General features: G+C 36.1%; 14 protein-coding genes. 3 read left to right on the forward strand and 11 right to left on the reverse strand.

What is annotated here, in order from left to right; genetic code table 11:
- Positions 1 to 153 precede the first annotated feature (153 nt).
- From acpP to yceD, 7 genes are all read right to left on the reverse strand, one after another.
- Positions 154 to 387 (reverse strand): acyl carrier protein, encoded by a 234-nt coding sequence (gene acpP / locus V5290_RS04470; protein WP_025562459.1) that lies wholly within the window; start codon positions 385 to 387, stop codon positions 154 to 156.
- A gap of 182 nt (positions 388 to 569) precedes the next feature.
- Entirely contained in the window at positions 570 to 1,304 is a 735-nt protein-coding gene (gene fabG / locus V5290_RS04475) for a 3-oxoacyl-ACP reductase FabG (protein WP_220149731.1), read from the reverse strand.
- A gap of 2 nt (positions 1,305 to 1,306) precedes the next feature.
- On the reverse strand, positions 1,307 to 2,248 hold the full coding sequence (gene fabD, locus V5290_RS04480) for an ACP S-malonyltransferase (RefSeq protein WP_333382307.1): 942 nt from the start codon (positions 2,246 to 2,248) through the stop codon (positions 1,307 to 1,309).
- A gap of 78 nt (positions 2,249 to 2,326) precedes the next feature.
- Positions 2,327 to 3,286 carry a beta-ketoacyl-ACP synthase III gene (locus tag V5290_RS04485; RefSeq protein ID WP_333382309.1) on the reverse strand — a complete coding sequence of 320 codons (960 nt, stop codon included), beginning with the start codon at positions 3,284 to 3,286 and terminating at the stop codon, positions 2,327 to 2,329.
- On the reverse strand, positions 3,279 to 4,319 hold the full coding sequence (gene plsX / locus V5290_RS04490) for a phosphate acyltransferase PlsX (protein WP_333382311.1): 1,041 nt from the start codon (positions 4,317 to 4,319) through the stop codon (positions 3,279 to 3,281). The genes V5290_RS04485 and plsX overlap by 8 nt, the downstream gene beginning before the upstream one ends.
- A gap of 9 nt (positions 4,320 to 4,328) precedes the next feature.
- On the reverse strand, positions 4,329 to 4,499 hold the full coding sequence (gene rpmF / locus V5290_RS04495; protein ID WP_025562454.1) for a 50S ribosomal protein L32: 171 nt from the start codon (positions 4,497 to 4,499) through the stop codon (positions 4,329 to 4,331).
- Positions 4,500 to 4,517: 18 nt separating this feature from the next.
- Positions 4,518 to 5,039, reverse strand: a complete 522-nt coding sequence (gene yceD, locus V5290_RS04500; protein WP_333382313.1) for a 23S rRNA accumulation protein YceD — start codon at positions 5,037 to 5,039, stop codon at positions 4,518 to 4,520.
- 136 nt (positions 5,040 to 5,175) lie between these two features.
- Here yceD and V5290_RS04505 point away from each other — a divergent pair, with 136 nt between their 5' ends.
- Positions 5,176 to 5,757 (forward strand): Maf family protein, encoded by a 582-nt coding sequence (locus V5290_RS04505; protein ID WP_333382315.1) that lies wholly within the window; start codon positions 5,176 to 5,178, stop codon positions 5,755 to 5,757.
- Positions 5,758 to 5,909: 152 nt separating this feature from the next.
- Here V5290_RS04505 and V5290_RS04510 read toward each other — a convergent pair whose 3' ends face one another.
- A complete protein-coding gene (locus tag V5290_RS04510) occupies positions 5,910 to 6,932 on the reverse strand; it encodes a GGDEF domain-containing protein (protein ID WP_333382317.1) in 1,023 nt (340 codons plus the stop codon).
- 179 nt (positions 6,933 to 7,111) lie between these two features.
- The gene (gene uvrB, locus V5290_RS04515) at positions 7,112 to 9,139 is read right to left on the reverse strand and encodes an excinuclease ABC subunit UvrB (RefSeq protein WP_333382319.1); all 2,028 of its coding nucleotides are present in this window, start codon (positions 9,137 to 9,139) and stop codon (positions 7,112 to 7,114) included.
- A 913-nt stretch (positions 9,140 to 10,052) separates the two neighbouring features.
- Here uvrB and V5290_RS04520 point away from each other — a divergent pair.
- Together V5290_RS04520 and V5290_RS04525 are read left to right on the forward strand one after the other, a co-directional pair.
- On the forward strand, positions 10,053 to 10,637 hold the full coding sequence (locus V5290_RS04520) for a YajG family lipoprotein (RefSeq protein WP_333382321.1): 585 nt from the start codon (positions 10,053 to 10,055) through the stop codon (positions 10,635 to 10,637).
- Between the two features lie 27 nt (positions 10,638 to 10,664).
- On the forward strand, positions 10,665 to 11,207 hold the full coding sequence (locus V5290_RS04525) for a peptidylprolyl isomerase (RefSeq protein WP_333382323.1): 543 nt from the start codon (positions 10,665 to 10,667) through the stop codon (positions 11,205 to 11,207).
- 402 nt (positions 11,208 to 11,609) lie between these two features.
- Here the strand turns inward: V5290_RS04525 and minE are convergent, their stop codons facing one another.
- Positions 11,610 to 11,876, reverse strand: coding sequence for a cell division topological specificity factor MinE (gene minE, locus V5290_RS04530; RefSeq protein ID WP_333382325.1), 267 nt, complete (start codon positions 11,874 to 11,876; stop codon positions 11,610 to 11,612).
- Between the two features lies 1 nt (position 11,877).
- The gene (gene minD, locus V5290_RS04535) at positions 11,878 to 12,690 is read right to left on the reverse strand and encodes a septum site-determining protein MinD (protein ID WP_333382327.1); all 813 of its coding nucleotides are present in this window, start codon (positions 12,688 to 12,690) and stop codon (positions 11,878 to 11,880) included.
- Positions 12,691 to 12,706: the final 16 nt, after the last annotated feature.

Genomic DNA, 12,706 nt, shown 5'->3' on the forward strand with positions numbered 1-12,706 from the left:
AATTTATTTTAACCAGAAATATAGAACACGAGATTAGTGTGATTGGTGTTTTAAAATACTTAGCTATTATTTAAGGTCAATTTATTAATGTTTAAATAGACAAAAGGCGGTCACAAGACCGCCTTTAGATATTTCTGCACTTATAGTGAGAAATTAACCGTTGTTAACAACGTAATCAATCGCAGATTGAACAGTAGTGATTTTCTCTGCTTCGTCATCTGGGATCTCTGTATCAAATTCTTCTTCTAGAGCCATTACAAGCTCAACTGTGTCTAGTGAATCAGCACCAAGATCGTCAACGAAAGAAGCTTCGTTTTTAACTTCGTCTAGTTGAACACCTAATTGCTCAACGATGATGTTCTTTACGCGTTCTTCGATATTGCTCATTTTTTATCTTCCTATGTAATTACGCATTTGCGTTAAGTTGCGGTAGTTTATTCTATCGCGTTTAATATTCAAGTATTCTATCACTGGTTAGACCAGTATTTTAAGGTTTTAATCAATAAATTAATAGAATATCTATCTTTTTGAGTTAATTGCTTATTTGCTCAACAAAGTTAGGCAAAAAATTAAACCATGTACATGCCGCCATTAACGTGAATTGTTTCACCGTTAATGTAAGCCGCACCTTCAGAGGCTAAAAATACAACAGTAGCAGCAATCTCTTTTGGATCACCTAAACGGCCAGCAGGTACATTAGCTAAAGTAGCTGCACGTTGCTCTTCATTTAGTGCTTTAGTCATATCTGTTTCAATGAAACCAGGTGCAACTGTATTAACAGTAATACCACGGCTTGCAACTTCACGTGCTAATGATTTAGTGAAACCAATTACGCCTGCTTTAGCAGCCGCATAGTTAGCTTGACCAGCATTACCCATTGTACCAACTACAGAGCCTACATTAATAATACGTCCAGCACGCTTCTTCATCATAGGACGAAGTGCAGCTTTACTCAATTTAAAGATAGGCGTTAAGTTAGTACCAATGATGTCATCCCACTCTGCGTCTTTCATACGCATTAATAGGTTGTCACGTGTGATACCTGCGTTATTCACTAACACATCCACACTACCAAACTCTTTCTTAATGTCAGCAAATAATGCTTCAATAGACTCTGTTTCTGTGACGTTTAAGACAAAACCTTTACCAGCATCGCCTAAATATTCACTGATTGCTGCAGCACCGCTTTCGCTTGTTGCTGTACCTAAAACTGTTGCGCCTAATGCGACGAAGCTTTCAGCAATTGCTCGGCCAATACCACGGCTAGCACCTGTTACTAAAACAACTTGATCTTGCATACTCATTCTTATTCTCCTTTAACAGCAGCTAATGCAGCCGCTAAACTTGCTGTGTCGTTGATTGCTTGTGCAGTAAAACTTTTTTCGATACGACGAACTAAACCACTTAATACTTTACCAGGGCCTGCTTCAACTTGTAAGTTGATACCTTGCTCAGCCATTTTTACTACTATATCAGTCCAACGAACTGGACAATATAATTGACGTACAAGCGCATCTTTGATTTTGTCCGCATCAGTTTCAATCGCTACATCAACATTATTAATCACCGCAATCGTAGGGGTATTAAAAGTAATATCTTGCAATGCAACCGCTAACTTATCTGCTGCCGGTTTCATTAATGCACAATGCGAAGGTACTGATACTGGTAATGGCAATGCTCGTTTAGCGCCTGCTTCTTTACATAATACACCAGCACGTTCAACGGCGTCTTTATTACCCGCGATAACGACTTGACCAGGTGAATTAAAGTTTACTGGAGAAACCACCTCACCTTGTGCAGCTTGCTCACAAGCTGCTTTAATTTCCGCATCACCTAAACCGATAATTGCGTACATTGCGCCAACACCAGCTGGAATAGCCTGTTGCATTAACTGACCACGTAACTCAACTAACTTGATTGCATCTTTAAAATCAATGACACCAGCACATACTAATGCAGAGTATTCACCTAAACTGTGCCCTGCAATCGTTGTTGGTTTTTCACCACCGATTTCAGCCCACACTCTCCAAATAGCAACAGAAGCGGCTAATAATGCAGGTTGTGTTTTATCAGTTTGATTTAATGATTCTGCAGGCCCATCTTGGCATAATGTCCAAAGATCGTAACCTAACACATCACTTGCTTCTTTAAATGTATTAGCTACTACAGGGTAAGTAGCAGCTAAATCAGCCAACATACCTAAGCTTTGTGAACCTTGGCCAGGAAAGGCAAATGTAAAGTTTGTCATGTTTAATTCCTAAAATTAATTCTTACGATCTCATTAATGTATCGCTTATCTATTTTGTTACTTGAAATATGCCAGTTGTTACATTACGACTAATGCACTTCCCCAAGTAAACCCACCACCAAATGCTTCTAATAACACTAATTGGCCCGGTTTAATTTTTCCACTTTTTACCCCTTCATCCAGGGCGAGTGGTACTGAAGCAGCTGAGGTATTACCATGTTTATCAAGTGTTAAGATAACTTGATCCATAGACATACCTAGTTTTTTAGCTGTTGCAGCAATAATGCGTTGATTAGCTTGATGTGGTACTAGCCAATCTAATTTGTCTTTTTCAATGTTGTTTGCAGCTAATGTATCCACTACTACTTGGCTCAGTTTTTTCACCGCTACTTTAAATACTTCATTTCCAGCCATTGATAAATATGAGTTAGTTAATGTTTGGTCATTCCCACGCTCAACATTTGGTAACTTTAATAAATCACCAAAACGACCATCTGCATTGATATGAGTAGATAAAATACCTACTTCTTCAGTCGCTGTTAGTACAACAGCGCCCGCACCATCACCAAATAAAATAATAGTACTACGATCTTCTGGATCACATGTAGCGGCTAATGCATCTGCCCCAATCACTAGCACATTTTTTGTGCTACCTGATTTGATAAAATTATCAGCGACACTCAGCGCATAAGTGAAACCTGCACATGCAGCTGATACGTCAAATGCAGGAATATCATAAATACCCAATAGATTTTGAACTTCACAAGCAGCAGATGGGAAGGCATTATGATTACTTGTTGTAGCAACAACAATTAAGTCCAAATCACTTGCAACTAAACCAGCAGCTTCTAACGCTTGCTCACCAGCTTTCGTTCCCATAAACGCGATCGTTTCTTGTTCACTTGCAATTCGACGTTCTTTAATCCCAGTGCGTACGGTAATCCATTCATCACTAGTATCGACCATCTTCTCTAAATCTTGATTGGTGCGTACTGTTGTTGGTAAATAACTACCCGTACCTATAATTTTGCTATTCATGTAATAAACAATCTCGCTCTGCTAAGACAGACGCCAACCTTTCGCTAATACTAGTTGGTATCTGCCATTGAATTTCTTTAATGGCTTGTTCTATTGCACAAGTGAATGCTTCAATATTCGCGCCCCCGTGACTTTTTACAACAATGCCACGTAACCCTATTAAACTGGCTCCATTATACAGATCTGGGTGTAAATGTTTTAATTGGTTTTTTATCAATGGATTTAATAACTTACCAAGTAAACGGCTATACCAAGTTGCATTCATGGCTTTTTTTAATTGTGCTATAAAAACACGTCCCATGCCTTCATAACTTTTTAATGCGATGTTGCCACTGAATCCGTCAGTGACTACAACATCAGCTGGACTATCAAACAGCTCATTTGCTTCAATGAAACCAATATAGTTAATATATTTAGTTTTGTTGAGTAAACTTGCACAATGTTTGATCTCATCGCTTCCTTTGTTACTTTCTCGCCCTACATTCAATAGAGAAATAGATGGTGAACTCACTTGTTCTACCTTCTCACAAAGTACACTACCCATTAATGCAAAGTTAAATAAAGTATCACAACCGCACTGTAAATTTGCTCCCAAATCCATCATGTAACTGTGTCCACCACGATTATTCGGTAACGCAGAAACAAGTGCAGGTCTTGATATTCCCTTTAGCGTTTTCAATATATGCTTAGATAGCAACATTAATGCGCCAGTATTACCCGCACTAACACATGCATCAGCTTCTCCATCTGCTACTAATTGTAGTGCAATTAGCATTGAAGAGGGTGAGCGATGACGTAACACTGAAACAGGATCATCTTCCATTGATATGGTTTCAGGTGCATGCATTAATTTAACACGAGGGTGTTCGAGTAAATGATATTTTTTTAATAAGGGGTTTATTTGCTGCTCATCACCGACAATTATGATGACTAAGTTTGAATGAAGTTGTAGGGATTCATAGCTTGCGGGTAAAGAAATATGGGGGCCAAAATCACCCCCCATGGCATCAAGCGCAATAGTAAAGTTACGCAAAGTAGTAACTTACTTTTCGATTACTTTTTTGCCTTTGTAGAAGCCGTCAGCAGTAACGTGATGACGACGGTGAGTTTCACCAGAAGTACTATCAACAGTTAAAGTAGGTGCACTTAGTGCATCATGTGAACGACGCATACCGCGTTTTGAAGGAGTCTTACGACTTTTTTGTACTGCCATTTTAAAAATTCCTGCTTGTTACTTGAGCTTTAGCTGAGCTAGAGCATCAAATGGGTTAGGACGTTCTTGTTCTTCTTCAATTTCGCCAAAGCTACTTTCGTAGTCACTGTATTGACAATCCTCAATTGCATGCATTGCAATCTGTGGAAGTGTTAACAACAGTTCGTCTTCAACTATTTGATGAAGATTTACCTCCCCATTTTCATCGTAATAAATGGGTTCATAAACGTCTGGTAAATTATTTTCCTGCTCTTCATTCAGAACAGGACAATACGTAAATTCAGCTTCACATTGATAAGTCATAGGCTCATTGCACCGTTGACAAGTGAGTTCTACTGCGACGCTTGCTTTACCATGAAATATTCTCAGCCTTTGCTGATCAACTTCAAAAGAAAAGTGTACATCGATATCAGAGTGAATACTGTTTGTTGACTCTCTTAATCTGCTTAATAAAGATTTTTCGAGGCTAGCATTTAGCTCCAATCTATTATTAGCAGCGCGAACAGAATCAACGCTAATCGGTAGTTTAACCTTTTGCATGGTCGCGAATAATATAGATAGAGTTCAATATAGTCAAAGAAAAACCGTTATTTTTCTTAAGTTTTTATTCAACTATCGCTTTATTCTTTCACAGTCCTTAAAATAAACTTATTTTCACACATAATTAGGATTCAATATGCCACAAAAGCTAGTATTAGCATCGACTTCGCCATTTCGAAAACAACTGTTAGAAAAGCTACATATAGACTTTTCCACAGCTAACCCACAGGTTAACGAAGATGAATTACCCGGTGAAACTGCCATTCAATTAGTAGAAAGACTAGCAATAGCAAAAGCAAAGGCAGTAACCAGTGATTTCCCTAATGCTTTAATCATTGGTTCAGACCAAGTGTGCTTAAACAATGGTCACATTTTAGGTAAGCCAGGTAACTTTGACAATGCCTTTAAACAATTAAAAGCAGCTAGTGGTCAACACGTCACTTTCTATACGGGTTTAGCTTTAGTGAATAGTGTAACCGGTGAAGTGCAGTCTTTAGTTGAACCTTATGATGTCTATTTCCGTGAACTATCGGATGAAATGATCACTAACTACTTACACAAAGAAGAACCATACAATTGTGCAGGTAGCTTTAAGAGCGAAGGCTTTGGTATTAGTTTATTTAGCCGCTTTGAAGGTAAAGATCCAAACAGTTTAATCGGGCTGCCATTGATTTCATTGATTGAGATGTTGGAAAAAGAATCTTTTGAAGTGCTTTAAGTAAAAAAGATGCTAAGCAATGTCGAGTGATTTATATTTTTATAAAAAACTAAAACTCAACATTGCTTACTTTTCTTAACTAAAACTAATTGTTACTAGGTAAGCGTCAAAAAAGAAAATAAAAATAAGCAATTGAGTTGTATCCTTAACTATTAACTCGCTTCATTAATTTCTTTCCATTCATTAAATGAATCCCCAGATTTAAAAATAGACTTGATGATATACATATTTTTATCTGCTTTATGGATGAGAGAATCTGGAGAGCAAAATTCACTGGGTCCAGTTTGAGCATAACCGATGCTCATGGTTAATTGATTTAAACTTAAATTAACTCTTTCCGCTAGGCGTACACCAAAAGTTTGTCGGACCTGTTCGTGCACACAATTAGGAAAAATAATACAAAACTCATCTCCTCCGTAACGAAACGCGTAATCTTCAACTCGAGTCAATTCTGTGATGATATTCGCAACAGAAAGTAATATTTCATTGCCTTTTTGATGCCCTAATTTATCGTTAATTAGCTTAAAATCATTAATATCAATATAAACTAAGGTAACAGGATAAGAATGTCGTTGTGCAGTTTTTAGGGTATCAGCAAGCGTGTCATTTAATGCTTTTACATTAAGCAAACCAGTGAGAGGGTCTTTTCTCGCCTGCTCTCTTAAATGATTAAAAATATACTCTCGTTTGGATTCATAGACATATACCATCGACCAGATAGTTGCGAGTGTAAATCCTACATTTCCCATAACAATCCAGTGCATACCATGGTTATTAACCAAAACCATATTACCCAAAACTGCTAAACCACCAGAGACACTGATAAAAGTGATCCAAGTACCTGCTTTTAAGCCTAATAATAGATATGACAGAATAGGGAAAATAAATAGCCAGGAAAATAACCCTGCTTTAAAAGTGGTTATCATTATACCGTAAATCACCAAAAAATAAAAAGTACACAAATAAACAAAAGACCACCGTTTTAGATGTTTTGTACTTTTAGCAATAACTAAAATCACACACCAAAAAGCAGCAACAATCCCTTCTATAACAGCAAAAAGATTAAAGCCAGCTATCCAGTTATTCACTGCAAAAAAACTTGCAGCGAAAATGGTTACAATTAGTAAAACGCGTAATGTGGTACGGCGATATCCATATTCTTCGTTATCAATCATCAACATCCTGCTTATGAAGATTATTTCCTTTCAACTATTATTGCTTATATTGAGCATTTTTCCTGTTAAACAATCAGTAATGATAAAAAAATAAGTTTTTGAACCGTTTTAACAAACTCATTGCATTATTTAATGAAATGAGTTTGTATTTTGTTGCAGATAGTTAATAATTTTTAAATTTAACCTGTAGCAATAAGTTGCTCATGTAATTTAGATACTTGATCACGTAGTTGAGCAGCTTTTTCGAACTCTAGGTCCTTAGCAAAGGCAAACATTTGCTTTTCTAATTTAGTAATTTCTTTCAAAATATCTTGCTCTGAACGCACTCCTTCAACGGCAGAGTATGGGGCATCAGTTTCAGCTACTTTATTCAGTGGAGTAATAGTTGATTTAGGTTGTGGGTTTTGCCCTAGTTGCATGACATCAGTAATAGACTTCGATAAACCTTTAGGAGATATGCCATTTTCTTTATTAAAATTATCCTGCAGCTCCCTTCTATCTTCAGTGGTTTTAATCGCTTTTTTCATTGAGTCTGTAATTCTATCAGCATATAAAATTGCTTTACCTTCAAGATTACGTGCTGCACGACCCATGGTTTGAATCAATGAACGCTCTGAACGAAGAAAACCTTCTTTATCAGCATCTAATATGGCCACTAAAGAGACCTCTGGAATATCCAGTCCTTCTCGTAACAAGTTAATACCAATTAACACATCAAACACGCCTAGTCTTAAATCACGAATAATCTCAACACGTTCCACGGTATCAACATCAGAATGCAGATAACGTACTTTAATACCGTGTTCGTTTAAATATTCTGTTAAATCTTCTGCCATACGTTTGGTTAACGTTGTTACTAATACGCGTTCACTTTTAGGAATGCGAATGTTAATTTCAGAGAGGAGATCATCAACTTGAGAGCTCACAGGGCGCACTTCAATAATAGGATCCAATAGACCAGTGGGACGTATCACTTGCCTAATGATATCACCTTGTGATTTATCTATTTCATAATCACTAGGTGTTGCCGATACGTAAATAGTTTGTGGAGCAAGTTTTTCAAACTCTTCGAATTTAAGAGGACGGTTATCTAATGCAGAAGGTAATCGGAATCCATAATTCACCAAATTTTCTTTACGTGATCGGTCACCTTTATACATGGCTCCAATTTGTGGCACAGTCACATGACTTTCATCCAAGATTAATAAACCATCTTTTGGTAGATAATCAAATAAGGTTGGCGGTGCTTCGCCCTGCCCTCTGCTAGATAGATAACGTGAATAGTTTTCGATACCTGAACAATAACCTAACTCATTCATCATTTCCAAGTCATATAAAGTACGTTGTGAAATACGCTGCTCTTCTATCAATTTGTTTTCTGCTAAAAATTCTTTTTTACGTTCCTGTAACTCTTCTTTAATCCCTTCAATGGCATTTAAGATTTGCTCCCTTGGGGTCACATAGTGAGTTTTAGGAAAAATAGTAGTACGTGATAGTTTTTCTAACTGTTGCCCTGTTAATGGGTCGAAAACGCTAATACTTTCTACTTCATCATCAAACAATTCAATACGTATTGCTTGTTTTTCAGAATCAGCCGGGAAAATATCAACAACTTCACCACGTACCCTAAATGTACCACGGCTTAATTCTGTTTCATTTCGAGTGTATTGAATATCCACTAGTCGCTGTAAAATATCACGGCTTGAAATTATTTCACCGACACTAATGTGCAACATCATTTGTAAATAAGATTGCGGGTCACCCAATCCATAAATAGCAGAAACAGAGGCCACTAAGACAACATCTTTACGCTCTAATAAGGCCTTAGTCGCTGATAGACGCATTTGCTCGATATGCGCGTTCACTGCTGCGTCTTTCTCGATAAAAGAGTCTGAGCTAGGAACATAAGCCTCAGGCTGATAATAATCATAATATGAAACAAAATATTCAACAGCATTGTGCGGAAAGAATGCTTTCATTTCTCCGTATAATTGAGCCGCTAGGGTTTTATTAGGTGCTAAGATCAACGTTGGTTTATTCAATTGTGCAATAGTATTCGCCAATGTAAATGTTTTACCAGAACCAGTTACCCCTAATAAAGTCTGGTAAGCTAGCCCAGACTCAATTCCTTCAACTAATTGCTCTATTGCTTGCGGTTGATCTCCAGCTGGAGAAAATGGACATACTAATTCAAATGACTTACTCATAAACCCTCTTTACAACCTGTTAATACTATTCACTCGAAACGTTGGTAGTACAAATATGTTTTTATCTTACCATCACAGCTCCCCAACTAGATGATCCTTTACCAATAAAATTAATGAATTAATATTCATTAAAATAGAAAACCATAAAAATGCAAAGTATATGCATTTATTAACACCAAACCTCTATTTTTATTAACAACAATGATACAAAGTAAGCTTAAATCGCTACTTTTATTTATTGAATGTTATTTACTAGCCAACAAATAACACCTTAAAAACATATATTCTGTGAAAATAGACTGTAGATTAAATAGACAATATAAATTCTGTCATGTAAAAATTTGTCAATAAAAATAAATAAATATTTTTTTAAATAATGCACATATAGCTATTGACAGATTAACAAATAAAGAGGCGCTCTAAATTAACTCACCCTCCATAATAAAAACCACTTGACGATTATAAGTCATTGATAAAAAAGGTTAATTTATTGCGGTTAAAAATAACTCTATTTAACCTAAACCGAGGTATAGCAAGGCTTTCAGACACTTCTCACTGAACTTCCCACAGAGTTATCCACAGAAAAAGTGGATAACCATCGCTAGCCTAGAGTTAATCAGTGTTACAGAAAGATTAAGGTAATATGACGAAGATCTCACAATAAAAAAAATAGTCTAACTAGGTCAAATTTCATGCAAAATGTTTTTAAGCTAGTTATCGCTCATTTGACACAGCAAGCCGTTAAATACTTGCTCATAATAGGTAAACAACCTCTTTAATAGATAAAAATACCCTATGAGAAATAAGCCTTGCTTAAAATAAGATCAATTACAGGCATTGCATTAGATAAATTAACTGCCTTATATAATAGGTTTGCTATGATGTACCTTTATTCACTCAATCAGGATCTAAAATGTTTAAAATGTGTTATAAATGGCTTTTAGTCAGTATCAGTTTATTCACTTTATGGGGATGCTCTTCCACTCCAACCTATACTAATATTACGCCTCAACTTAATCTTGAAAAGAATGGACAAACATTCACTAACCTCCAACCTTGGAAAATAGATAGTAAAGATTTACGTATAGCTCGACACGTGATTGAAATAACAGATGGCGATGGTGTTGCCAAATTAATCAACGAACAGCAATCATTACGTTTGCTAGTTGAAAAAAGTTTAACTCAAGCATGGATAGATCATGGTTTAAAAACGGATTCAAATAGTGACTACCAAATAGAAATTAAATTAGTTAAGGCATTAGCTAAAGTGACGGAATCAACTTTTAGTTACGATACATCATCACAAATGGTAATAGATGTTGCGTTGAGTCATCAAGGAAAACATTTCCATAAAATATTCCGCTCCACGAAACAGTGGGATGGAGCTTTTAATAATCAAATTGCTGGCATTACAGATCAACTGAACAAACAACTGTCTTTAATATTGAAACAAATTATTGAAGATCAAGAATTAAATAGCCAACTACAAGCATTTTAACTATCGACTCTTAGACAAGGACCCAACATGAAATTTATAGCAGCATTATTTCTTTTAGTGACAAGCAGTATCGCACTTGCCGCAAACCCGACAATATTAATTGATACTAATAAAGGTCAAATAACACTTGAACTGTATCCGAATGAAGCACCGAAAACGGTAGAAAACTTTTTAACTTACATACAAAAAGATCAATTTAAGGGGACTGTTTTTCATCGTGTTATTGATGGATTTATGATCCAGGGTGGCGGTTTTTTAACATCAGGACAACGTGCTGAAACACTTACCTCTATTACCAATGAATCAAAAAATGGATTGAGTAACGAACGAGGAACTATCGCCATGGCACGCACTAACTCACCTCATTCAGCTTCTCGTCAGTTTTTTATTAATCAAAAAGATAATGGTTTCTTAGATGCAAAAGGAAGCCAATGGGGTTATGCAGTGTTTGGTAAAGTGGTTAAAGGTATGGATGTAGTTGATAGTATTGCTAAGGTGCAGACAACATCACAGGACAAGCCTTTGCATGATATCGTAATCAATAAAATTATTGTTCAATCGAGCCAATAAAACAGCTGCGGAAGGTTTTATACCAATTAGATTAAATAAGTGACCTAGATTTTACGCAGAAAAAATGACTGAGTTCAAGGCGTAATTTAAGTTAAATAGTTGTTCTATTTGCGAAAATTACAACGAAGAAATAAGTTATTTTAACAAGTAAAATAGATCAGTTAATTAGTGTGATTGGTATTACATTAAATAAAAATGCGACTTTTCAGTCGCATTTTTATTTAATGAGTTTTATCTATTCAAGAATTGCTTAGAGCGATCACGCTAATTGAGCAATTCATTGTAGTTGTTAAAACAACTTACTCTTTCGTTATAAGCTTCGCAAAAGGAGTAGCCATTAGAAAATTAAATGGACTACTTATCCTTCGCATAATTTAGAACGCTCATTTCAAGTAATTGTTATTATTTTTGTTTTGGTAAAGTAACATTCACTTCTAAAACAGATAATTCATCTTCTTCTTTATCACTGAATTCACATTTAACATCCCCTGTTGAAATATCCATATATTTACGAATAACAGCAACAAGTTCTTTTTGTAATTCAGGCATGTAAGATGGCACATCAAAACTAGAGTGTTCGTGTGCAACAATGATCTGTAAACGATCTTTAGCTAATTTAGCCGTACCTTTTTTTGGTTTGTCCTTAATAAAGTATTGTAATAATCCCATCTTATCCCCCAAATATACGACTTAAAAAGCCTTTCTTTTCAACAGTTACAAAACGCAAGTCGCGTTTTTCACCTAATAGTCTATCTACTGCATCTTGATATGCTTTACCTGCATCACAGTCTTGATTTAAGATCACAGGTTCGCCTAAATTTGATGCACTTAATACATCTTGAGACTCAGGAATAACACCTAATAAATCGATACCTAGTAGATCATCAATATCTTCAATACTTAACATTTCTTCACGCTCAACTCGTTCCGGAGAGTAACGCGTAATTAACAGATGAACCTTCACGGGTGCCATTTGTTTTTCTGAACGATAAGATTTACTAGAAAGCATACCAGTAATACGGTCAGAATCTCGTACAGAAGAAACCTCTGGGTTAGTCGTTACCACCGCTTCATCGGCGAAATACAATGCCATCATTGCACCTTGCTCAATACCCGCTGGTGAATCACAAATAATGTAATCAAAACCATCAGCTTTTAATGCTTCAATAACTTCCGCTACACCTTCTTTGCTTAGCGCATCTTTGTTACGTGTTTGTGAAGCAGGTAAAATGTATAAAGTTTCAACACGCTTATCTTTAACTAATGCCTGTTGTAGGTTTGCTTCACCATTAATAACATTAATTAAATCGTAAACAACGCGTCGCTCACAACCCATAATGAGATCTAGGTTTCGCAAACCAATATCGAAGTCGATAATAACTGTTTTAGCGCCTGTTTTTGCTAATCCCGTACCAATAGCAGCACTACTAGTTGTTTTACCAACACCGCCTTTACCTGATGTGACAACAATTACCTTTGCCATATAACTTTCCTTTGAA

The sequence above is a fragment of the Psychromonas arctica genome (genome assembly GCF_036697365.1).
In the GTDB taxonomy this organism is placed as follows: Bacteria; Pseudomonadota; Gammaproteobacteria; order Enterobacterales; family Psychromonadaceae; genus Psychromonas; species Psychromonas arctica_A.